Here is a 23,158-nt window from a genome sequence, read left to right on the forward strand (position 1 = left end):
TTCACCGGTCTCCGGTGCCGGCGCGCAGCCGGCGCCGGAGGATCTTGCCGGTCGAAGTCTTCGGCAGGTCGTCCAGGATCACCACCGACCTGGGGTACTTGTACGCCGCCATCCGCTCCCTGCAGTAGGCGATCAGGGCGGCCTCCGTGACGGGTGGCCCTCCCCCGTCCGTCTCCGGGCCCTGTCCTGCGGGGGAGTTGAGGGAGACGAACGCCTTCACCGTCTCGCCCCGGTAGGCGTCCGGGACGCCGACGACCGCCGCCTCGCGCACCGCGGGGTGCCCGTAGAGGACGTCCTCCACCTCGCGTGGCCACACCTTGTAGCCCGCCGCGTTGATCATGTCCTTCTTGCGGTCGACGAGGTAGAACCAGCCCCGATCGTCCATGAACCCGACGTCGCCGGTGCGGAGTTCGCCGCCGGGCAGGGACTCGGCGGTCGCCTCCGGCTTGCCCCAGTAGCCGGGCACGACCTGCGGGCCGGACGTGGCGATCTCACCCGTCTCCCCGACCGGCACCTCCTCACCGTCGTCGCCGAGGATGCGCACGACGGTGTCGAAGACCGGCACTCCCACCGACAGCGCACCGGACGCCGGGTCGACGGGCGCCTCCGCGTGCAACGGGACCGCGTGGGAAGGGGAGTTGGTCTCGGTCAGCCCGTAGCAGTTGTGGACGGACATACCGGTGCTCTCCCGCAGCCGTGCGGTGACGGCAGGCGCGACGGGCGCGCCTCCCGAGTACACGACCCGCAGCGACGAGAAGTCCTCGCGCCGCGCACCGGGCGCCGCGGAGAGGCTGATGAACGCGGTGATCGCACCGACGGTGAAAGCCGGCCGGTGCTCGCGCAGCGCGTCGAGCATCACCTCCGGATGGAAGCGGTGGGCCAGCACCAGCGGGCAGGGCAGCAGCAGCGAGAGCGTGAGATGACCGATCAGGCCGGTGATGTGGAAGAGCGGGGCGAGGCCGAGCACGCTGTCGGCCGGGGTCAGGCCCATCCACTCCCGGTAGGTGCAGGTGTTGAAGACCATCCCGGCGTGGGTGTTCATGGTGCCCTTCGGCACGCCCGTGGTCCCGGAGGTGTAGGTGAGGACGGCGACGTCGTCCGGCCCGGGCGCGTGCGGTCCGGGCGCGCGCCCCGCGTACTCCTCGACGAGCGTGAGCAGATCGAGCGTGCCCGCGTCACGGGCCGCGCGAGCGCTGGTGCGCGCCGTGCCCGCGCCGGTCCCCGCCCTGCCCGCCCTGGCCGGGCCGGGCTCCGCCTGCGCTGCGCCGCGTAGGTCCGGGGACGTGAAGAGCCGCGGATCGTCGCGGGTCTGCCAGTCCCGCGCCGAGCATGTGACGACGGTGCGGACGCGCGTGTCCCCGGAGGCGACCACCTCGGCGGCCACGGCCTCGTGGAGCTCGTCCAGGCAGAGCAGCGCCGTCGCGCCGGAGTCCGCGAGCAGATACGTCACTTCGCGCGCCTTGTTCATCGGGTTGACGGCGACGGCGCTGCCACCCGCCTTCCACGCCGCGATGAGCCCGACGACGAACGCGGGGTTGTTCTGCACGTACACCGCGAGCCGGTCGCCCCGCGCGAAGCCGTGGCCCTCGAGGGCGACGGCGAGCGCGTCGGAGGCCGCGTCCACGTCGGCCAGCGTGAGCACGCCGTCGAAGTAGCGGATCGCCTCGGTGCCGGGGGAACGTGCGACGGACGCGCGGAACATCTCCAGCAGCGTGCCGTGTTCGGGGACGATGCCGGCCGGTGTGCCGTCCTTGTACAGGCCGAGCCACGGCCGCTCCGCGTAGGCGCTCATCCTGCTGCCGTCGCGTGTACGGAACGGGCGGCGCAGTTGACGGCCACGGCGTCGGAGGGGGTCACGGCGGCGAAGGGGTCGTCGAGTTCGTGGCGGGACGTGCGGGTGTGAGGGTGCCGCGGGGTCGGACGTCCGGCGGCGTCCGGGGCCGGGGGGTGCCGGCGGGCCGTCGGGATCACGTCCACGTCCTCCTCGCGCACGAAGCCGCCCGCCCGGACGGCAGGTCGAGGGGCCGCCCGGCCGGAATGCCCGCCACTGTGGACGAAGGGTTCGGGGCGGGTCAACGGGCCACCAGGGCCCCGGTCTTCAGCGCACCTACTCGGACCCGGACTTCGAACCGGACCCGGACCCCGACTTGGACCCCGACTTGGACCCGGCCTCGGGCTCCGACCCGTACGCCGTCAGGAAGCGGTCGCGGAACTTGTCCATCCGCCAGACGGGCGCCTTGTCTCCCGGCTTGAGGCCCTCGTTCCAGCCCCAGCCGGAGACCTTGTCCATCACCTTCTCGTCCTTGGCGACGATGGAGATCGGCACGTCCTTGTTCTTGCTGCCGCCCGTCACGGTCGGCACGGGCTGGTGGTCGCCCAGGAAGACGAGCACCGTGTCCTCGTCGGCGTACTTCTCCATGTACTCGGTGAGGCTCTGCAGCGAGTACTCGATGGCCTTCCCGTACTGCTCGCGCACCCGGTGCGGGTCCTTCCACACCTCGGTGGGCCGGGCGCCCGCGTCGTGGATGGGCTTGTAGACCGAGCCGTCGCCGAGCTCGTCCCAGGGCAGCATCTTCGGCAGCGGCGACCACGGGTTGTGGCTGGTGGCGAGGATGATCGTCGCCATCATCGGCTTGTGGCTCGCCTTGCTGTGCTCCAGCCGCTCGAACGCCTTCAGGCTGAACTGGTCGGGCACCGGCGACCAGCTGAAGTACGGGCCCTCGTAGCCCAGTTGACGCGAGTCGTAGACGTGGTCCATGCCGTAGAACTTCGCCTCGGGCCAGGACCGCCGCACGCCCGGCATGATGCCGACCATCCGGTAGTCGCCCGTCTTGCGGAACGCCCTGGTGATGGTCAGCCGGTCGTTCGAGGTGACGCTGCGGTAGCGCTGCTGGTTCGCGATCCACAGGCCCGACATCAGGGTGGAGTGGCCCATCCAGCTGCCCGCCCCGGAGATCGGCGAGGTGAGCCAGCCGCTCTTGGAGGAGAAGCCGGCGTCCTCGAGAGCCCTCGTCCGGTCGGCGAGCACGGAGTTGACGCCGGGAGCGATCTCGGGGTCCTCGATCGCGCTGCGGCCGTAGCTCTCGACGAAGGTGAAGATGACGTTCTTGCCGCGCAGGTCCGGCACGAGCTTGCTGCCGGGGGTTTCGTCGAAGCGGTCGACGCGGGCTTCCTTGGCGAACGCCTTCTCGTCCTTCATCCCCGCCCTGACCGCCTCCACCCGGTGCTGGACGAGCAGGGCAGTGTTCCTGGAGGCGACGTCGACGTCTTTGCCCGTCTGGACGCCGAAGACGGCGCACACGATCCACGCGGTCCCGAGCGCGAGGGCGGCGCGGCCCGTCACCACGCTGTGCCGGGACATGATGCGGCTCAGCCGGCGCACCGCCAGCGCCATGAAGACCACGATCGAGAGCGCCAGGATCACGATGCCCACGAGCGCCAGCACGGCGCCGGTCCGGCCCACGGAGTCCTTGAGGAACTGGTGCGCGTCGTCGAGGAGGATCCAGTCGAGGACGAGGTCGAAGGGGCGGGCGAGCACCTCGTAGAAGCCCATGTCGATGAACTTCAGGATGGTCACCAGGCCGAGCAGGCACCCCGCGAGGACGGCGGCCCAGCGCCTGGAGCGAGGCGGCAGGATCAGCAGCACGACCGCGCCGAATATGCCCTCGACGGGTATGCGGAGGAACGCGCTGGGCGTGAGCCGGATGAGGGCGTTGGGCAGGAGGAGCGCGGTGAGTACGAGAGCCGTCGCGAGGACGGTGGTCGTGACCGAGGCGGCACGGGCTGCGGAGGGGTGCCGCCCCCGCCAACCGCTGCTGCTGCCGCCGTAGTCGCTGTCGTCGCCGTCGCCGTTGCCGGCGTCGGCGACGCCCGCGGAGCCTTCGTCCGCGGAGCCTTCGTCCGCGGAGCCGTCGCGCGCGGAGCCTTCGCGCGCGGAGCCGTCGGTCCCGTCCGTGCCGTCCGTGCCGTCCTTGCCGTCGGTGGTCGCGGCCGCGGACGGGTCGGTTCCGGACTCGGGGCTCACGCCCTTCTCCGTACCGTCCTTGTCCTTGTTCCGCTGCTGCCGAAGCGAACGCGTGAAGAGCGACAACCCGGGGGTCCTTCCGTGCCTGGCGCGGTGGTGTCACGGCGGACCAGTGATCACGGACCGGCCGCGCCGGAAGCGTACGACGCGGACGGTGCCCTGGTGGCGGGGTTTTGCCAGCACGATAGAGAACGACACGAGTCGTACTGAGCCGTGTTCGCACGGTCATGGGAGCGGAGGACGCAGCGGCGGAGGGGACGGCGGCAGCAGCCCCGCCGTGCCGAGGACCGCCTGGACGGCCTCCACGTCGTCGCCGTCGAACGCCTCGAACGGTTCGGGCAGTTGGTTGTGCGCGATGACCCCCTCCAGCACCAGGGCGGTCTTGAACGCGCCGACACCCGCGCCCCACCCCGTGACCGACGACGCGACGCGGGTGATCTCCATGAGGGCCGCGAGCCGGTCCTGTTCGCCGCGCACCGCCGCCCAGTCACCCCGGCGGAAGGCCGCGTGCATGCGTACGTATCCGTCCGGGTCGACGTTCGCCAGGCCCGGCACGACACCGTCCGCGCCCGCGAGATACGCGCCGTCGACGACGGCCTCGTGCCCGGTGAAGAGGGTCAGCGGGCCGCCCTCGGCGCGGTTGCGCAGCGCCAGCCGCCGGAAGGCGATGTCGTCGCCGGAGGAGTCCTTCACCCCGGCGATCGCCCCGCTCAGCCCGAGCTCGACGAGCATGTCCGGGTCGAGCTTGGTGTGCACGCACGGCGGGATGTCGTACGCGTAGACGGGGACGTCCGCGCGCTCGCCGAGGATCTCGAAGTGACGCCTGACCTGCGGTGCGTGGGTGGCGGCGTAGAACGGCGCGGTCGCCACCACCCCCTCGGCACCGGCTTGCCGAGCGGCTTCGAGCTGACGCAGGACCCGGTCCGTCTGGGTGTCGATGACGCCCGCGAGGACCGGGACGCGGCCCGCCGTGACGCGGACGGCCTCGCTGATGACCTGGGCACGCAACTCGTCGGTGCAGAACGCCGCTTCGCCCGTCGAGCCGAGCACGAACAGCCCGTCGACCCCGGCGTCGAGGAGCCGTCCGATCAGCCGCTCGAACGAGGGCACGTCGAGCGCGCGGTCCTCGGTGAGCGGCGTGACGAGCGGGGGCACGACGCCGCCGGTGAGCGGCCTGCGCGGGGTGGCGGGTCCTGCCGTGGGATCTGCTGCGGTACCTGTCGCGGTACCTGTCGCGGTACCTGTGCCGGCCGTGCCGGAGTTCGCGGAGGGTGTCATGACGTCATGCCTTCCCGGCCGGTACCGGCAGGTGCGGCGGGCACCGGAGCGCGCGGGACGACGTCGAGGGCGTCCGTCTCCCACACGTGCGCGGGCGCGAGTGCGCGCTGCGCGCGGAGCGGTGCGTTCACCGCCACGAGGACGATCACCACCGCCGTCAGGCCGAAGGAGAGCACCGCGAGCGCCGTCCCCAGCGGCATCGTCCGCGCCAGCCCCGCGCCGAGCACGGGTGCCACTGCGCCGCCCAGCGCGCCCGCGTTGTACGCGAAGCCGAGGCCCGCGGCCCGCTGTTCCACCGCGAAGTAGCCGCCGATCCACTTCGGCAGCAGTCCCGAGATGCCCTGTCCGAAGGCCTGCTGGAGGAAGAGGAGCGTACCGAGCAGCAGCAGCGACCCGCTCCCGGAGAGGAAGACCGGGAAGACGAGCACCTGCGAGACGACGAGGCTCGTCCAGTACGCCCTGCGCGTCCCGAAGCGGTCTCCGAGGAAACCGCCGAGCACGCAGCCGGCGGCGGCGCCGAATCCGGAGAAGAACAGCAGATCGGCGACGTTCCCGGCCGCGAGCCCGAGATCCGCCTTGAGGTATGTCGGCAGCAGGGCCTGGATCGGCCATGAGTACAGGAACGCCGTGAACACGACGAACATCAGGGTGACTCCCGTGGGCCATCTGCCTCCCGAGAACTGCACCATGAAGCAGACGAAGACCGCGGTGATCACTACGGCGAGCCCCGTGACCGGCAGCGCGCCGCGGACGAGTCCGGCGAAGACGAGAAGCAGCGCGCCGAAGGCGACGAGCGTGAGCGCGATGTTCGCAGCGTTGATCCGTGCGCGCGCGCCCCGGTAGAGGGTGCGGAACATGTCGGGCGTCCCCCGCGCTCCCGCCCGGTGTGCGTCACGTGCCCGCTGCCAGTCACCGGACTCGGGCAGCGAGCGGCGCAGCCACAGCGCGACGACGATCGGCACAAGGCCGACGGCGAACAGGGCCCGCCATCCCCACTCGGGCACCACGAACCGGTAGACCTGGGCGCACAGTGCCGCCCCGATGGCGAACCCGCTGATCAGGAAGCCGGAGGCCTTGTTGCGCAAGTGCTCCGGCCACGACTCGATGACGTACGTCGAACTCGACCCGTACTCACCGGCCATGCCCAGGCCGATCAGCAGCCGTGCGGCGAAGAGCACCCAGTAGGCGGGGGCGACCGCGCACAGCGCCGACCCGGCGGAGAACAGCACGATGCTCACGACCATCGCGTTCCTGCGTCCGAAGCGGTCGGCGAGCGCCCCGAGGGCGAGGCCGCCGAACCACCGGGAGACGAACGCGGCGGAGACCAGCGCGGCGGCCGTCACGGACGACAGGCGGAACTCGTCGGTCACCTCGGTCAGCACGAGGGTGATGATCACGAAGTCGAAGCCGTCGAGCAGGTATCCGAGCCAGGCGGCGGTGAAGGACCGCCACTGCGTGCCGGACAACTCCCGGTACCAGGCCGTCCGCTGTTCCCCGCCCTCGCTCCTGCCGGTCATGGCAGCCCCCGTCCGACGCAGGACATCAGATGTCTGATGTCCTGACGTTAGAGACCCGCTGCCGGTGCGGCAAGACCGCCTCGGTCCCTGCCGGTCCGTGTCGGTCCCTGCCGGTCCCTGTCCGGGACGGGACCCGCGGGGGCGCCCATAGGATGTCCGATGTCGGGACGCACGCTCTCCGGGCGGCCGCGAGGCCGCTCCTGACCTCGGAGGTCCGCCCTCGGATGCCGGCGAAGAAGCTGCCTGCGGAGCACGGTCCCGGCGACCCCGGCCGCCACCGCGCCCCCCGGGAACCGGGCGGTCCGCGCGACCGGGGCGTCTTCCGCGGCCATGACCCGCGCGGCTCCCGCTCCGCCGAGCGGCCCGTGGTGGACCGCATCAAGGAGTACATCCTCCTGAACCGGCTCGCACCGGGCGATCCGATGCCCACCGAGCACGAGCTCGGCGAGCAGCTCGCCGTGAGCAGGTCGCGCGTCCGCGAGGCGATGAAGACGCTCTCCGCCCTCGACATCGTGGAGGTGCGGCACGGCTACGGCACCTACGTCGGGCGGCTCGGACTCACGGCCATGGTCGAGTCACTGGCCTTCCGCGGGATGCTCGACGCCCAGGACGACCAGGACGTCATGGCCGACCTGATCGACGTGCGCGAGCTGATCGAGACGAGCCTCGCCGAGGTCGTCGTCGAGCGGACGACGCCCGAAGTGATGGCTGCCATGCGGCAGTTGACCGGCACCATGCACGAGAAGGCCGCGCGCGGTGAGGAATTCCTCGCGGAGGACCGGGAGTTCCACCTGCTGCTGATGCAGGCGACCGGGAACGCGCTCGCCGTCCAGCTCACCGGCGCCTTCTGGGACGTCCACGCCATCGCCCTCGGCGCGCTCCCCGGCACGACCGACCTGGCCCAGACGGCCTCCGCGCACGTCGCCGTCCTCGATGCCATCGGCGCCGCTGACAGCGAGCTGCTGCGCGAGGCGATCGTCAGGCACTACGCGCCGATCCGGGAGCGCATCGGCCGCCGGAGCCCGCAGGGCGGCGCCACGGGGGAGTGAGCGGCCGGGGCCGGGCGCCGCCCCACCCCGTCCGGTGCGGTCCGAGCTGCGCTCCGCGGCGAGCGCCGCCGGCACGGCCGACGCCGACCCCGCCGACGTCTGCGCCGAGGACGGCCGGAACGCGCGGTCCGGGCCCGGCGGCCGGAGACGTCCCCGCCGTGCGAGGGCGGCACACCATCCGTCCGCTTCGTCACAGGATCCGTCCCCCTGTGCGCCCTTCTCCACGGCCCGCGGCGGCGTGCGCGGCCCGTGCGGTGTACTCCCTTGACAGCGGGCCTTGTTGGCCCGAACCTTCCGGCATCTCTCGTTCAGTGGATCACTGGCCAGTCCATCCTGAGGAGCCGCCATGACCACGTCCACACCGGCAAGCGCGCCGGAGACAGTACGCAGCCAGCGACGCCGCGCTGTGGTCGCCAGCACGGTCGGAACCGCCATCGAGTGGTACGACTTCTTCCTGTACGGCACCGCGGCCGCCCTGGTCTTCCCGCAGCTCTTCTTCCCCGGCCAGTCCACCTACGTCGGCGTGCTCGCCTCCTTCGGCACGCAGTTCGTGGGCTTCGCCGCGCGCCCCATCGGTGCCGCGATATTCGGCCACTTCGGAGACCGCGTCGGGCGCAAGTCGACCCTGGTGATGACGCTCATGCTGATGGGCGTCAGCACCTTCCTCATCGGACTGCTGCCCACGTACGCGTCGATCGGCTTCGCCGCGCCGGTGCTCCTCGTTTTCCTCCGCATCATCCAGGGCATCGGCGTCGGCGGTGAGTGGGGCGGCTCGGTCCTGCTGTCGATGGAGTGGGGCTCGAAGAAGCGCCGCGGGCTGATGGCCAGCTGGCCGCAGCTCGGCGTACCGCTCGGGCTGCTCGCGTCGACCGCCATGGTGCAGCTGATGAGTTCCGCCTCGGGCGACGGCTTCGAGAGCTGGGGCTGGCGGGTGCCGTTCCTGGCCAGCTTCGCGCTGATCGGTATCGGCATGTACGTGCGGCTGCGCGTGCTGGAGAGCCCCGCCTTCCGGGAGGTGAAGGAGGAACGGGAGGTCGTGCGCATGCCCGTGCTGAGGGTGCTGCGCGACCAGCCCCGCGAGGTCATCACGTCCGCCTTCGTGCGCCTGTCCGAGCAGGCGCCGTTCTACCTCTTCATCACCTTCGTCCTCACCTACGGCACGGAGAAGGTGGGCCTCTCCAAGGAGGAGCTGCTCAACGACACCCTCATCGCCGCGGCCCTGGGCCTGGTGAGCGTCCCGCTGTGGGGATACGTCTCCGACATCATCGGGCGGCGGCTGACGTACGGAATCGGCATCGCCTGCGTCGGGGTCTTCGCGTTCCCGTACTTCGCGATGCTCAACACCGGCAGCTCGGGGCTCGTGATGGCCGCCATCGTGCTGTCGCTGTTCTTCCACGACATCCAGTACGGGCCGCAGGCCGCGCTGATCGCCGAGAGCTTCGGGGCGAACGTCCGCTACAGCGGCGCCGGCCTCGGCTACCAGCTCGCGTCGGTGATCGCGGGCGGTCCTGCGCCGCTCATCGCCGCGGCGATCCTCGAGCGGACCGACTCCAGCATCGGCATCAGCTGGTACATCGTCGCCTGCTGCGTGATTGCCATGGCCGCCCTGGTCCTCATGCCTCGGGGCACGGCCGAGCCCGGCACCGCGCTCGCGGAAGCCGGAAAGACCGGGACGACCGGGACGACCGGGGAGAGCGACGCGGAGAAGACCGAAGCCTGATGGCGTGAGGATCGTGAGGAGCCCCGGGGGAGCGCGCGAGGAGCCCGCACGGGGCGTGCGGGCGGCCCGGCGTGTGCCTGAGCACACCTTCGAGCGAGGCGACCGCCTGTCGACTGGCGCGGAAGAGCAGTGTAAACAGGGGCAATGGCAGGACCGCTGACACGTCTCCGGGCCCTGGCGGCCACGCTGAACCCCGGCAGGCGCCCGCGGCGGCCGCTGCTGGGTGAGGGCAGCGTCGCGGGGCAGGTCTTCGTCCTGCAGGTCGTCGTCGTTCTGCTGCTCGTCGTCGCGGCCGTCGCGGCGCTGGTGCTCCAGGTGCGGCGCGACGGTACGCAGGCCGCCCGCGACAGGTCGCTCGCCGTCGCCGAGACCCTCGCGAACTCCCCGGGCACGGTGAGCGCGCTCCGCTCGTCCGATCCGAGTGCACGGCTCCAGGGGCCCGCCGAGGCCGCACGGAAACGTACCGGCGTCGACTTCGTCGTCGTGATGAACAAGCAGGGCATCCGCTACACGCACCCCCTCCGGGACAGGATCGGGAAGAGGTTCGTCGGCACGATCGGGCCGGCACTCGCGGGACGCGTGCAGGAGGAGACCGTCGAGGGCACCATCGGCCGCATCGTCCAGGTCGTCGTGCCGGTGACCGGGCACGACGGCAAGGTCGTCGGCCTCGTCTCCGCGGGGATCAAGATCGACAAGGTCAGCGGCGTGGTGAACCGGCAGCTGCCTATCCTGCTGTTCGCCGCGGCCGCCGCGCTCGCGCTCGCCACCGGCGGCGCCGCCCTGGTCAGCCGCCGGCTGCGCAGGCAGACCCATGGCCTCGGCACGCTCGAGATGACGCGCATGTACGAGCACCACGACGCGGTGCTGCATTCCGTCCACGAGGGCGTGCTGATCGTCAGCAGTGAGGGGAGGCTGCTGCTCGCCAACGACGAGGCGAGCCGGCTGCTCGCTCTTCCGCACGACGCCCAGGGGCGCGAAGTGCGCGAGCTCGGCCTCGAGGCTCCCATGAGCGAACTGCTTCACCCGGGGCGCGTGGCAACGGACGAGGTGCTGCGCGCGGGCGACCGGCTTCTCGCCGTGAACAATCGTTCCACCGACCGCCACGGAGGACCTCCCGGCTGGGTCGCCACCCTCCGTGACACCACCGAGCTGCGGCTCCTCTCCAGCAGGGTCGAAGTGGCCCGCAAACGCCTCCAGTTGCTCTACGACGCGAGCGGCGGCATCGGTACCACCCTCGATCTGCGGCGCACCGCCGAGGAGTTGGCGCAGGTCGCCGTCCCGCGCTTCGCGGACTTCGTCACCGTGGACCTGGCCGAGGACGTGCTCCGCGGCGACGAACCGGGCGGCGGCCGCCCGTCGATGCGGCGCACGGCCGTCCACGGCATCCGCGACGACCAGCCCCTCTATCCGCTCAAGGAACTGATCACCTTCGACCCGGTCTCGCCGCAGGGCCGCTGCTTCGAGAGCGGACAGGCGGTGATCGAGCCCCGGCTGAGCGAGGCGGCCGGATGGCGCGGGCACGACCCCGAACGCACCGGCAAAGTCCTCGAGTACGGCATCCACTCGCTCATCGCGGCGCCGCTCAGTGCCCGCGGGATGCTACTGGGCGTGGTCAACTTCTGGCGCTCGGAGAAGCCCGAGCCCTTCGAGGTCGACGACCTCTCCCTCGCGGCCGAACTGGCCGCCCGCGCCGCGGTGTCCATCGACAACGCGCGCCGCTACACGCGTGAGCACGGCATGGCCGTCGCGCTCCAGCGGAGTCTGCTGCCGCGCGCCCTGCCGGAGCACAGCGCCGTCGAGGTCGCCTCCCGGTATCTGCCGGCGCAGGCCGGGGTCGGCGGCGACTGGTTCGACGTCATCCCGCTGCCGGGCGCCCGCGTCGCGCTCGCCGTCGGGGACGTCGTCGGGCACGGCCTGCACGCGGCCGCGACCATGGGGCGGCTGCGCACCGCCGTGCACAACTTCTCCGCCCTCGACCTGCCACCCGACGAAATCCTCGGCCACCTGGACGAGTTGGCGTCCCGCATCGACGAGGACGCGATCGAGGCGGGCGACGAGACGGCGATAACCGGCGCGACCTGCCTGTACGCGGTGTACGACCCGGTCGCCCGCACCTGCGTGATGGCCAGGGCGGGACATCCGACGCCCGCGCTGGCACTTCCCGACGGCACCGTGGAGTTCCCCGACATACCGTCCGGACTGCCCCTCGGCATCGGCGGACTGCCCTTCGAGACGGCCGAGTTGCGGCTGCCGGAGGGCAGCAGGCTCGTCCTCTTCACGGACGGCCTCGTCGAGCGCCGCGACAAGGACATCGACGTCGGGTTCCGGCTCATGCGCGACGCCGTGGCGCACGCGGACCAGACGCCGGAGGAGAGCTGCGACGCGGTGCTCGACGCCCTCCTCCCCGACCGCCAGGGCGACGACATCGCGCTGCTCGTCGCCCGTACAAGGGTGCTGGACCCCGGCCGGGTCGCCGAGTGGGAGGTTGAGTCGGACCCCTCGGCCGTCTCCGGCGTGCGCGCCGCCGTCTCCTCCCAGCTCGCCGAATGGGGCCTGGAGGAACAGGGTTTCACCACCGAGCTGATCCTCAGCGAGCTGATCACCAACTCCATCCGGTACGCCTCGGGGCAGGTCAGGGTGCGACTGCTCCGCGACCGGGCCCTCATCTGCGAGGTGTCCGACCACAGCAGCACCTCGCCCCATCTGCGGTACGCCGCCACGACGGACGAGGGCGGACGGGGTCTCTTCCTCGTCGCCCAGTTCGCCGACCGGTGGGGAACCCGCTACACCAAGGACGGCAAGGTCATCTGGACGGAGCAGGTCCTGCCGGGGACGTCGTAGGACGCGCTCGGCTCACGCCCACCGGGACGAACGGGACGGGACGAACGGGGCGGCCGCGACCGCCCGTCGACCCCGGGAGACCCCGCTGCGGTCGGCCCCCTCCGGCACCCCGCGGCGAGTTCGCTCAGGGCCCGGACGGCCCGAAGTGACCCAGATGCGCGGCCAGTTCGCGGCGGGTGGCGATGCCCAGCTTCGCGTAGGCCTTCTGCAGATGGTTGTCGACGGTACGCACGGAGAGGGTCAGCGCAGCCGCTATCTCCTTGCTCGGCTCACCCGCCGCCGCCAGGGCCGCGATCTCCCGTTCCCTGTCGGTCAGGGGAGCCGCGGCCCGCACCGTGTCGAGCAGGAACGTCCTCGCCCCCTCGCAGTGCGCCTGTGCGATGGAGCCGGAGCGCACCGAGGCGGCCGTCGCCGGACGTCTCTCACCGCGCCGGCGCCAGACGCCCGCGGCAGCGGCCGCGGCCTCGGCGGCCGGAAGATGAGCACCGAGCGCCTCCAACTCCTCCGAGACCAGCAGGAGTTCATTCGGGTCACCCGCGGCGAGCGACGCGGCCAGCCGGGCCCGCACCGCCGCCAGGTCCCCGTCGCACCGCTCCGTGATCCCGCTCAGGCGCGCGGCCACCGCGTCCGCGCCGCCCAGTCGCGCGACGTCCGTCAGCAGCAGCCCCTCGGAGGCGACGTGACCGGTGGCGCGCGCCGCGTCCGCCGCGTTCATCAGCACATCCCGTGCCCTGCTGAAGTGGCCGCCGGCCGCCAGCAGCCAAGCCTCACCGAGTTGTTCCTCCCCGACGGAGAAGTAGCCGGGGGCCCCGCCCGCCAGACCGTCCAGCTCGGTGAGGGCGTTCCCCGCCGCTTCGGTGTCCCCGAGCACGGCCGCGCAGGCGGCGAGGCCGCTCAGTGCGAAGCGCAGCAGCTTCACCTGGTGTTCGCGGCGCGCGAGCGCGGCCAGTTCGGCGTACATGCGACGTGCCGTCGCGGGATGTCCGGCGAGCCACTGCGTACGTGCGCTCAGCAGCGCCGGGAAGATCCTCAACAGCGGGCTGTGCAGGGCGAGATCGGCGCTGACGCTCTCGCAGAGCGCCGCGGCCTCCTCCAGCCGTCCGTCCTCCGCGAGCGCGAGGACCATGGTCCCCTGCTGCACGGCCGGATGCGCGGGACGTGCCTCCTCGTCCGTCAGCACGTGCGCGGCGTGGGCGCGTTCCGCCCAGTCGACGGCCTCCTTGACGCGGCCCAGGAAGGCGAGCCCGAGGGTTCTCACCGCCGCTCCGCACAGCCACATCCGTCTGTCGAGCGCCTGGTCGGCGTGGGGTTCGAGCCGGTCCAGCAGCTCCAGGCCGGTGACGGGCTCACCGCTGGCCAGTCTGATGAACCCCTCGTTGACGAGCAGCGGTTCGCGCAGCGGACCACTGGACGCGGCGCTGCGCGCGGCCTCGTTGACCTCGAGGATCTCGGCGAGAGGCGTGTTGCTCACCAGGAGGTTCGTCGTCCTCGTCACGGTGATCGCTATGCGTTCCGCCTCGTCGCTCGCGGACTCGGCCGCCTGCGCGAGTACCGCGTCGGCGAGATCCCAGCTGCCCGTGATGAAGTACGCCTCGCCCAGCATGAGCCGGGTCCCGGTGTCGTGGTGCGACTCCGGCAGCGCGTTGAGGAAGGCCAGGGTCCGCGGGTGGTCGTGCGCGTAGTGGGCGAGACGGGCGGCGCGCAGCAGCAGAGCCGGATCGGCCTTGCCGGTGGCGTCGAGCCGCCATGTCGCGATGCGCAGCGCGTCGCCGCGTCTGCGCGCCCCGAACGCCTCGATCCTTGCGGCCTGTTCGAGCTGGAGCGTCCTGTGCCGCAGGGCCGGAACACCGGTGCGCAGGACCTCCTCGTAGAGCGGGTGCGCCAGTGAGACGCGTGTGCGGCGCCCGTCGGTGCCGAACCGGATGAGGCCCCTGCGTTCGAGTTCCGTCAGCACGTGCTGAGGTGCTTCCGGCTCCAGAGCCGCGAGAGGCAGCGAGCCGCAGCAGGCGAGGAGTTCGAGCGCGTCACGGCCGGAGCCGTCGACGGCGTCGACCTTCACCCGGATCAGCTCGGCCAGTCGCAGCGTCGTCCAGTCGGCGCGGGGGCCGGCCTCCCACACCTCGCCGTCGCTGGTGAGGGTGTCGTTCTCCAGCGCTCCCCGCACCAGTTCGCGCAGGAAGAGCACGTTCCCGCCGGACACTTCGTGCAGGTCCCGCACCGTGCTGCGGGCGACCGGCCCGCCGAGCACCTGCTGGAGAAGTCCTTCGGTGCGCCGGAGGTCGAACGCGTCCAGCCCGACGTGGAGAATCGTCTCCCCCGACGTCAGCGCCTGCACGGCCTCGGTGGCGTGCTCCCCGGTGCGGATCGTCGCGATGAGAGTGATGACGCCGGCGTCCATCAGCTGGCGCAGCAGCATCGCCGACGTCGCGTCGAGCAGATGGATGTCGTCGACGAACACCGCGTGCCGCTCCCGCGGATCGCGGCCGCCCCGGATCGCCTCCGCCACCGCGGCGAACCCCCGCACCGGGTCGGAGAGGTCCACCCCCGTCGGCAGAAGGTGCGCGATCGCGCCGAGGGGGACGGCCGCGGCAGCGTTGCTCGCGACGGCCCGCCCGGTGCGGAAGCCGGCCCGCGACGCCACGTCCAGACACTCCTCGGCCAGGCGCGACTTGCCCACGCCGGCCCGGCCGAAGACGATGAGCCCGGAGTACCGGTTGCCGGTCAGCGCGCCGGTGAGCCGGTTCAGCTCCCCGTCCCGCCCGTACAGGGGCCATCCCGCCACCGACTCCGGCACACGAGAGTCCTCCATGCCGCAACTCTAGTGCCGCGTCAGCCAGGGGCGCCCGGTAGCGAGGTGCCCTGGTGCGTGCTGGGGGCACTTCCCCGGCTCCGCCGGGGAGACCCCACCCCGGCGGAGTTGCGGGAGGGAAGGCGGCCGGAAGCCCTCGTAGTGGGCCTACTCGGGGTTTCGGCCAACGCCGCCTGGGGGCACCCCCGGCCGAAGGTCGGGGGGAGCGCGTGCCAGGGCTGCGAGCGGGGTGAACCCTGGCTGATGCGGCACCGGGCAGGGGAGCGCCCGCTTCAGCCGGTCCGTGCGGGCTCTTCGCGTGCTCCGGAGGAGTGCGCGGCAGCGCCCGGGCGCGGCGCTTTCAATCCGGATACGGGGAACGGGGCGGGCAGCAGGAGTTCGGCGTTGCGGTCCTTCTCGCTGCCGCGGTGGCTCTCGTCGACCTGGAGGTCGTTGACGGCCAACTCCCTTGCCAGGGACGCCAGGGCGCGCGGGCTGCTCAGGTCGCCGTCGTTGGAGAGCGGCGCCTCGATGTCGAGCACGGTGGTGAAGACGGAGATCGACTCGCGGCCCGCGCCGTCCTGTCCTGCGGCGATCTCGATGACGCGGCTCTGGACGGGCCAGTCGATGTGTGCCGCCGCCGAGACCTCCCAGAAGCCGCCCGGCCTTGCGTGGTCCGCGGGGCGCGCGTGCGGCCTGATCTCGTTGCGGTGCGTGTGGCCGTTCGCCATCAGGACGACGTTGGGGAAGCGCAGCAGAAGGGCTTCCACTTCCTCGCCGGAGCGGTGGTCGTTCTCGACGTTCGTCATCGTGTGAATCGGGTGGTGGCAGAAGACGACGATGAGCCTGTCCCGTACGCCCTGCTGCGTCACGGCATTGCCCGAATCGTCGAAGTAGGTGCTGCTGGACTCCTTCAACCGCTCCTCCAGCCAGCGGAACTGGTCCTCGTCGATCCCGCCGTTCGCGTTGCGCGCGATGTTGGTGAGGCCGCAGGGGTTGGTGGAGTCCAGGCTTATGTACTGGACGGGGTCGTTCTCACCGGCCGGTATCGCGTAGTAGGCCTTGTCGCTTCCGGCCTCGAACCCGTGTCCCTGCGGCAGTCCGCTCGTGCGGTGGTGCTCCTCGACGAACTCGGCGGGGCTGAGCAGTCGTCTGGCCGGGTCGGCCGTGACGTCCTCCGAGTCGACGCCGTCGAACACGGCCCTGATCACGTCGACGAGGTCCAGGTCGTCCATGTCGGCGGGGAGTTCGGGACCTTCGGTCCACTTGGAGCCGTGCACGGTGTGGTACTTGAGCGAGTGGAAGAACGGCAGGTCGGTGTCGATGCGCAGGTTCCCCTGCGCCATCACGTCGTGGTTCCCGTACACGGCGTACCACGGCATGCCGAGGCCGCCCCCGGTGAAGGGCTTGCGCGCGGCGCCCAACAGGCCCTGGATCTGGGGAAATCCGCGTCCTCCGTAGCGGTTAGCGGGGTCCGCGGGGTCCTCGGGGCGCCAGTAGTGCTCGTTGCGGCCGAACGTGCCGTTCGCGACGCTCTCGTCCCGCGTGAGCGAACCGGAGTCCGCCTGGACGGACTTGCCGCCGTCGAGGAGGTCGATGTACCAACGGGTCTCGTTCAGCTGGGCGTTGTCGACGGCGTCACCCGTCACGACCGTGAAGGCGAGGGGCAGCCCCGTTCTCGGACCCTCGCCGAGCTGCCTGAGCGAACGGCACATCGCGTCGACGAGATGCAGTGAGAGGAACTCGTGCGCGCGGTAGCCCGCCGAGAAGGGCCAGCCCGAGTCGGGTTCGTCGTTGTAGCGGTCCAGGAACTCCACGCGGGACGGCGACTGGTCGTCGACGATGTGCAGATCGCTCAGGTGCCCGAACGCGGCGAGCGGCTTCAGCTTCTCCGCCCGTACGGAGGTGATGTCCGTGCGCAGCAGATGCTTCTCGCCCTCGCCTTCGACGAGCTTCCTGAAGCCCTTGCCGTCCGGCGGCCCCGGGAGAACCGTCCTGCTCAGGGTGGTTCCGGCTCCCTTCCCGGGCAGCGGGGCGCCCGGGGAGAACAGCTTCGAGACGGCAAGCGCGGCACGGCCCTTCCCGCCTGCGTCGATGGCCGCGGCGGCCACACCTGCCGCGGCGAAGGTCAGCATCCTGCGACGTGAAACCGGCACCTGGCCCATCCCCATCCCTGCTCGGACCGCCGCCCGCGGCAATGGGGGAGCCGCGGGGGGCGGTCACGGAAGAAGCGCCCCCCGCCGGTCACGCGAGGGGGCTGCCGCACGGCGTCCGTGCGGCAGGCAGGATTCTTGAACGGAAGACGGCCCGTACGCATGAGTAATCACTACTCCCCCGCGGGAGCCCGGTCCGCCGCGGGTCAGTGGGCGCCGCGGCCCGCGCCGTTTCCCGCCAGGCGGTGGAACCCCGTGAGGAACGGAGTGATGCTCACCGGGAACGGCCCGGCCGCCCCCGGCGCCAGCGCGGCCCGTACCTCCTCGTCAGGGGCGCCGTAGACGTCGAGCCGCTCGACGGCGCAGTGCTCCATCACGCCGGCGATATAGGGGTCGGACAGCTTCCAGTGGGTGCGGATCGCCTCGGAGTCCGCATACAACTGGAAGCTGTGGGCGCGCAGTTCGGACTCGTCGACGAACACCTCGACCATGAGCTGCGGCCCATGCTCCTCGGCGAAGTCGACGGCACGCCGGACCGCCTCCCTGAAGCCCTCCAGATGTCCCTCTGTGATCTTCATGGTGTTGTGCATCAGGACGGCGGTCGCGCCCGCTGCTGCTCCGGTTGTGGTCTCCATGGCGCGAGTCTTCAACTTGAACCTCCGTTGAAGTCAATTCCTCAGGTGAGTCATTTGCTTTAGTGGATCCAGGAGTTGGCGAAGATGACGACAAGCCCGATCGCGAGGTCCACGCCGCCGGAACGGAACGAGGCGGGCCATCCGCGTCCCGCGAGACGCGCGGCACAGCTGCCCCAGATGAACAGCGCGACGGTGTTGAACCACAGCGCCGCCTCCACGGCGTCGGCCTCCCGCCACCAGCCGGCGACCGCGAAGCAGAGCAGCACGACCGTGGGCAGCACGGCGGCGACCAGCGGCCACTCGGCGAGCACCGTCCGCACGGCGCTCATCGTTGCGTTGCTGCTGTCGGCTGCGCGGTGGGCGACCACGTGCGCGTAGCCGTGTGCGGCCGCCGTGGCCACGGCGGCGAGCAGCACCCACAGCAGGTCCGCCGCCGGCTGCGGCTCCTCCGCCGGACTCTCCAGCGCTGCGACGAGCGCGCTGGCCAGTACGAGCCCGTACGTGCCGCCGAACAGTGCCCGCTCGTCCGGCGGGTGCCGCCGGACCCACGTGAGCACCGCGGCGGCGGACGGCGGAAGGGGCCTGTCGGGCTGGGACATCTGTTGGCCTCGGTGCGGGAGGAGTTCCAGGTCCCGACATGCTCGCGCGCCGCCCTCCCCGTACCGCGCGGCGACGCGTACCCAGCGTGCCTCTTCCGCCGTACGGGACGCCCTTTCCGGGGCCGGACGGCCCGGCTCAGAGGACTAGGGTGGCCCCCGCGACCTGCGCAGCCGGAACGAGGGGGCGGTCGTGGAGGAGTTCAGGCGCCACCACTACACGTGTCCTCTGGGCCGTCCCGCCGGGGTGCGCCGGCTGGACATGTTCCACGACTACGCGGCCTTCCCCGTATGGGGACGGTTCACCGCGCCGCCCGTCCGTGGCCGTCCGCGGCGTGAGCTGCACGGCATGCTGAACCCCGCGCACCTGGGCATCTCCGAGGGCCTGGCCGCGGATCTGCGGAACTGGGCGGAGTCGACCGATGCCCACGGCGAGTGGTCCGGCCGGCGTCCGGCGACGGACGCGCAACGCGAGGCGCACTCGGAGCGCGGGCGCGTGCTCGCCGGCCGCCTCGCGCGGGAGACCGGAGCGGAAGTCGTCTTCGACTGGCGCTGGGCGGACGGCGATCCCGGCTGCCCGCACTGCGGGGAGCGTGTGCGAGCGCACCGCTGACAGCCGGGCGGAGGGGGCGGAGACGAGGGCCCGGAGACACCCGCGGGCGGATGGGCTCGTACGGCCGCTGGCTGCTGCCGGTGTGGCGGACACCGGCGCCTACGGAGCCGGGCTCGCGAGCGTCCTGACGGCGGCCGGAACCAGGGTCGTCCATGGCCGATCGCCCGGAACGGTGCGGAGTACCGTCGAAGGAGGGAGCTCTTGCATGCATCCGCTGAGCTGGAGGCGACCATGTCAATGGATGTCGAGAGGCTGCCGGTCGAGCAGTCCGAGTTCCGTACGACGGACCCCGGAGCCGCGGAAGTCCTGAGCGCCGAGATGTACGGCGCCTTCCGGCCGCGGTACGGCCCGACTGACGAGTTCATATTCGACGGGCGCCGTACGACCGCCGGGGAGATGAGCCTGGACCACCTCACGCACTCGGCCATGAGCATCGACTGCGCCCCTCTGGACTACTTGATGTTCGTCGTCGTCAGAGACGGCACGGTCACCGTGACCTCCGGCGACATGGAGACGAGGCTGCGTACCGGGGACACCGCGGTCTGGCCCCCCGGGATTCCCCTGACGATCAGCTGGGACCGTCTGAGCAAGGAAGTCATCTCGGTTCCGTTCCAGGCAGCCGAGGAGGCGGCGGCGGAGTACGGGACCGAGGGCGGATTCGACTTCGTCGGAACGACACCCGTCTCACCGGCGATGGACAGGTTCTGGCGTTCCACGGTCGGGTTCGTGGCAAGTCAGCTGGAGTCCTCCGACAGTCCGCTGGCCGAACCACTGGTCTACTCGCGGGCTCTCAAGCTGCTCGGTACGGCGGCAGTCAGGGCGTTCCCGAACAGCACGATGACGGCCGACTACCAGCCCGGTCCCGGCCAGATGGCGCCCGCCCTGCTGCGCCGAGCGGCCACGTTCATGGAGATGAACGCCGAGCGGCCCATCACCCTGACCGACGTCGCCGCGGCGGTGTCGGTCTCCCCGCGCTCGTTGCAGCAGGGGTTCCTCCTTCAGTACGGAACGAGTCCGATGGGTTATCTGCGTCGCGTCCGTCTCGAACGCGCGCACCGTGACCTCCAGTTCACCGACCCCACCATGGGTGCGTCGGTCGGCTCCGTCGCCGCCCGCTGGGGCTTCCCGAACCCCGCGAAGTTCTCCGACACGTACCGGGACGCGTTCGGGCAGCTGCCCGGTGACACGCTCTACTCCTGATCCCGGTCGGACGGATTGATGCGTCGGACCGAGTGAGGCGACGGACCGAGCGAGGCGGGCGTGCCGGAACAATCACCGACCAGGCAGCTCGATGCGGCTGCCGGAGTGCTGATGCGCCTTGCGGGAGTGCTGGGCCTTCTCGCCGGAGGCCGGGTGCTCATCCGCTCATCCCGCGCCGTGCGGATCCGCATGGCACACGCACTGCACGGTGTCCCTGCCGGGCAGTGCGTGTGTATCCCCGTGCGGCCCGGCAGAGGTGAGCCGGGGCGCGGGGCCCGGGTGGCCCGTCAGTCCGTCCCGGGTTCCGGCGGGTAGAAGGTGATCAAGGTGACGCTCCCGTCCGGGGCGACGAGCCGGACGGCGGGTTCCGGGAGGTCTTCGCTGGTGACCTGGACCTCCTTCGGGTGCGCCACCATGTGCCGCATCACGACGGGGTAGCGCGGCGGCTCACCGCCGACGGCGACGATCACCACATCGTCCTTCGGGTCGTACGAGAGCGAGGAGAACGGCAGCCGCTCAGCCTCGTACTGGTGGCCGATCGACGCGTCCAGCACCTCGATGCTGACGCGTTCTCCCTGATGCTCGGCGTCGAATGCATCGAGTGCGGACCGCCACTCCTTGCGGTGGAGCGTGGGGGTGGAAGCCATGCCGGCCCTCCCGCTGAGGTGGTTCCGGTGGACTGCTCTTCAGTTCCACCGTGCCCGTCGGCACCACCCCCGGCCATGGCCCGGGAGGTCCAAAGCACCCGTCGGCGCCTGGCCCGCCGGGCCCAGGCCGGGGCTTCGCCGAGCCGCTGGGGGCTGTCCCCCGGGGCGGGAGGACGCTGCCGGGAGCGGCCGGGCGGGAGGCGGGAGTACGCGACGGGGACCCGTTCCGCCGCGGCGCCGCGTCCGGCGGATCGCGGTCCAGCCGCGGCCATGTCAGCAGGCCGGCGAGCCTGTCGCGGCCCGCTATGTCAGCAGGCCGACGAGCCTGTCGCGGACGCCGTCCCCGCCGTCCACCCGGTCCGGCACCAGCTGCTCCAGGTCGCGCGGGTCCCGGGCGAGGACGTGCAGCCGCCCGTCGTCGCGCGCGAGGATCAGATCGGTACTGCCGGTGGCGACCTCTGCCGATCCCTGCGCGGTGAAGTGGGTGACGGTGACCAGCGCGGAACGCTCCGACGCGGCGAGCACGGCATCGGTGTCGACCGCTTCGTCGGGGTCCGCCAGGTGACCCCGCGGCAACCAGTCGACGAGGACGCGGAGCGCCTCGTCGAGCTTGTGCAGACCGATCTGGTGGACGCCGAGCGCGTCGATGCGGACCATCAGGCAGATGTCCTCGGGCTGGGGAAGCAGCAGGATCCGCCACGGCTCCCCCGGGCCCGTACCGGTCGTACGGGCGTCGAGCACCGAACGGGCCCGCCGCTGAAAGGCCACGATGATGCCCAGGTCGCCCCGGACCTGCACCTGCTCGCCGTCGGAGCCCGCCAGCAGCAACTGGCGTGCCGCCAGCGAGCGGACGGCCTCGGCGAGCACCTCGTCCGACGGCCGGGCTTCGAGGAAGTCCACGATCGCGTCCACGGCTGTGAGCTCGGCGACCGTGTACGCACCGAGCAGCACCGGTCCCGTGTCCACGAGATGCAGCACGGCCGGGACCAGTCCCTCCGGGACGGACGCGTCGCCGATCTCCGGCCCGGGGCCCCGCTCCCGGCCCGGCCCCGGTTCCGGTGAAGGCCCGTCGCGCTCCGCGTCGCTCATGCTGCCCCTCTCTCCGGTCCCTCGGGCCTCTCCGATTCCCCGGTCCTCTCCGACTCGTCCGGCCCTTCTCGTCCCTCGGGCGATCCCTCCCGTCCCTCCAGCCACGCGCGCGCCGTCCTGGGCGGCCGGGGCTGCTCCCGCACGACCTCGGCTGCGCTGGGCGAGGGCGTCTCCGTGACCCACACCTCGGAACTACCGAACAGGCCCCGGCCGGCTCTGCCGGACAGCGACCGGCCCAGCTCGGCGGCCAGGTCCTCCCGGTCGGGAGGGGGGAAGCGGGACGCCAGGTCCGGGGAAACGGCGGTCACGTCGTCGTCCGTCTCGATCCGGCGCAGCGCCCGGGTCAGCGACCGTGCGACCGGAGGAGTCAGGGAGGTGGGAACCGCCAGGACCGGCGACAGGTACATCGGGTACCGCTCCGTCATCCGTGACAGGCCCCAGGGACCGACGTTGCTGCGGGTGACCCGGTACACCACGTAGTCCACGAGATGCCGCACGTCGTTCAGGCCGGGCAGCTTGCCCTTGCCGAAGGCAGCCGGGGTCTTCTCCAGCTGCACCCAGGTGCCCTGCGCCGTCCGGCCGTGCAGCTTCTCCCGTACGACCTGGCCGTGCATCCCGATGTCGGGATAGCGCTCCTTGTCGATGTCGCGGTGGTGGCTGGACAGCCGTGTCCGGCTGCCCCTGGCGGACCGCCAGTCGTCGTAGAGCCGCGGATCGTCGACCAGCACATGGCCGCCGCACAGCACGTCGTGCAGCTGCGGCACCTGAAGCCCGTTCCGCTCCAGATCGGCCAGGATCGACGCTTCCTCGGGGCTGAGGCGGCGGACCGCCGCCAAGAGTCCCTTCCGGTACGCGCCCGCCCGAGCGGTGAGCTCGATCATGAGCCCGACCCGGCGGCGCTGCTCCTCGGCCGCACGGGCCCGGACGGCCTGGGAGGCCGCCTTGCCGGAACGCCCGCTGCGCGAGGACGACGCCGATGCGTGCTTGCGCTTCACCCGGCCAGTACAG

The 23,158-nt window shown here is 71.7% G+C and carries 17 protein-coding genes; 5 read left to right on the forward strand and 12 right to left on the reverse strand.

The annotated features are described in order from the left end of the window. Position 1 precedes the first annotated feature (1 nt). From EV375_RS19595 to EV375_RS19615, 5 genes are all read right to left on the reverse strand, one after another. On the reverse strand, positions 2-1,792 hold the full coding sequence (locus tag EV375_RS19595; RefSeq protein WP_130300584.1) for an AMP-binding protein: 1,791 nt from the start codon (positions 1,790-1,792) through the stop codon (positions 2-4). Further along, entirely contained in the window at positions 1,789-1,971 is a 183-nt protein-coding gene (locus EV375_RS19600; RefSeq protein ID WP_130300585.1) for a hypothetical protein, read from the reverse strand. The genes EV375_RS19595 and EV375_RS19600 overlap by 4 nt, the downstream gene beginning before the upstream one ends. Before the next feature lie 136 nt (positions 1,972-2,107). Continuing rightward, entirely contained in the window at positions 2,108-4,090 is a 1,983-nt protein-coding gene (locus tag EV375_RS19605; RefSeq protein WP_130300586.1) for an alkaline phosphatase family protein, read from the reverse strand. A gap of 159 nt (positions 4,091-4,249) precedes the next feature. Continuing rightward, entirely contained in the window at positions 4,250-5,302 is a 1,053-nt protein-coding gene (locus tag EV375_RS19610) for a dihydrodipicolinate synthase family protein (RefSeq protein ID WP_130300587.1), read from the reverse strand. Then, on the reverse strand, positions 5,299-6,819 hold the full coding sequence (locus tag EV375_RS19615; RefSeq protein ID WP_130300588.1) for an MFS transporter: 1,521 nt from the start codon (positions 6,817-6,819) through the stop codon (positions 5,299-5,301). Before EV375_RS19615 ends, EV375_RS19610 begins: the two co-directional genes overlap by 4 nt. Positions 6,820-7,043: 224 nt before the next feature. Between EV375_RS19615 and EV375_RS19620 the strand changes: the two genes are divergently transcribed. The 3 genes from EV375_RS19620 to EV375_RS19630 all read left to right on the forward strand — a co-directional run bounded on the left by EV375_RS19620 (position 7,044) and on the right by EV375_RS19630 (position 12,429). After that, positions 7,044-7,868 (forward strand): FadR/GntR family transcriptional regulator, encoded by an 825-nt coding sequence (locus tag EV375_RS19620; protein ID WP_130300589.1) that lies wholly within the window; start codon positions 7,044-7,046, stop codon positions 7,866-7,868. A 346-nt stretch (positions 7,869-8,214) separates the two neighbouring features. Continuing rightward, positions 8,215-9,588, forward strand: a complete 1,374-nt coding sequence (locus tag EV375_RS19625) for an MFS transporter (protein ID WP_130300590.1) — start codon at positions 8,215-8,217, stop codon at positions 9,586-9,588. A 144-nt stretch (positions 9,589-9,732) separates the two neighbouring features. Beyond that, on the forward strand, positions 9,733-12,429 hold the full coding sequence (locus EV375_RS19630; protein ID WP_130300591.1) for a SpoIIE family protein phosphatase: 2,697 nt from the start codon (positions 9,733-9,735) through the stop codon (positions 12,427-12,429). Between the two features lie 124 nt (positions 12,430-12,553). On the opposite strand, the gene EV375_RS19635 is transcribed toward EV375_RS19630, so the two are convergent. The 4 genes from EV375_RS19635 to EV375_RS19650 form a co-directional block, all read right to left on the reverse strand. After that, positions 12,554-15,238, reverse strand: coding sequence for a LuxR family transcriptional regulator (locus EV375_RS19635; RefSeq protein ID WP_130300592.1), 2,685 nt, complete (start codon positions 15,236-15,238; stop codon positions 12,554-12,556). A 272-nt stretch (positions 15,239-15,510) separates the two neighbouring features. Further along, positions 15,511-17,373: a TIGR03767 family metallophosphoesterase gene (locus tag EV375_RS19640; RefSeq protein WP_165434775.1), complete on the reverse strand. Its 1,863-nt coding sequence runs from the start codon at positions 17,371-17,373 to the stop codon at positions 15,511-15,513. Positions 17,374-17,576: 203 nt separating this feature from the next. Next, positions 17,577-18,005: a hypothetical protein gene (locus EV375_RS19645; RefSeq protein ID WP_130300594.1), complete on the reverse strand. Its 429-nt coding sequence runs from the start codon at positions 18,003-18,005 to the stop codon at positions 17,577-17,579. A gap of 59 nt (positions 18,006-18,064) precedes the next feature. Continuing rightward, positions 18,065-18,604 carry a hypothetical protein gene (locus EV375_RS19650; protein ID WP_130300595.1) on the reverse strand — a complete coding sequence of 180 codons (540 nt, stop codon included), beginning with the start codon at positions 18,602-18,604 and terminating at the stop codon, positions 18,065-18,067. A gap of 190 nt (positions 18,605-18,794) precedes the next feature. On the opposite strand from EV375_RS19650, the gene EV375_RS19655 reads away from it, so the two are divergent. Together EV375_RS19655 and EV375_RS19660 are read left to right on the forward strand one after the other, a co-directional pair. Then, the gene (locus tag EV375_RS19655; protein ID WP_130300596.1) at positions 18,795-19,214 is read left to right on the forward strand and encodes a hypothetical protein; all 420 of its coding nucleotides are present in this window, start codon (positions 18,795-18,797) and stop codon (positions 19,212-19,214) included. A 201-nt stretch (positions 19,215-19,415) separates the two neighbouring features. Further along, positions 19,416-20,414 carry a helix-turn-helix domain-containing protein gene (locus tag EV375_RS19660; RefSeq protein ID WP_130300597.1) on the forward strand — a complete coding sequence of 333 codons (999 nt, stop codon included), beginning with the start codon at positions 19,416-19,418 and terminating at the stop codon, positions 20,412-20,414. A 287-nt stretch (positions 20,415-20,701) separates the two neighbouring features. Here EV375_RS19660 and EV375_RS19665 read toward each other — a convergent pair whose 3' ends face one another. The 3 genes from EV375_RS19665 to EV375_RS19675 form a co-directional block, all read right to left on the reverse strand. Then, the gene (locus EV375_RS19665) at positions 20,702-21,061 is read right to left on the reverse strand and encodes a DUF5335 family protein (protein ID WP_130300598.1); all 360 of its coding nucleotides are present in this window, start codon (positions 21,059-21,061) and stop codon (positions 20,702-20,704) included. Between the two features lie 303 nt (positions 21,062-21,364). Beyond that, positions 21,365-22,150 (reverse strand): hypothetical protein, encoded by a 786-nt coding sequence (locus tag EV375_RS19670; protein ID WP_130300599.1) that lies wholly within the window; start codon positions 22,148-22,150, stop codon positions 21,365-21,367. Continuing rightward, complete coding sequence (locus EV375_RS19675) at positions 22,147-23,145, reverse strand: hypothetical protein (RefSeq protein ID WP_130300600.1); 999 nt, start codon at positions 23,143-23,145, stop codon at positions 22,147-22,149. Before EV375_RS19675 ends, EV375_RS19670 begins: the two co-directional genes overlap by 4 nt. Positions 23,146-23,158 lie beyond the last annotated feature (13 nt).

The organism is Streptomyces sp. CNZ301, from assembly GCF_004217425.1.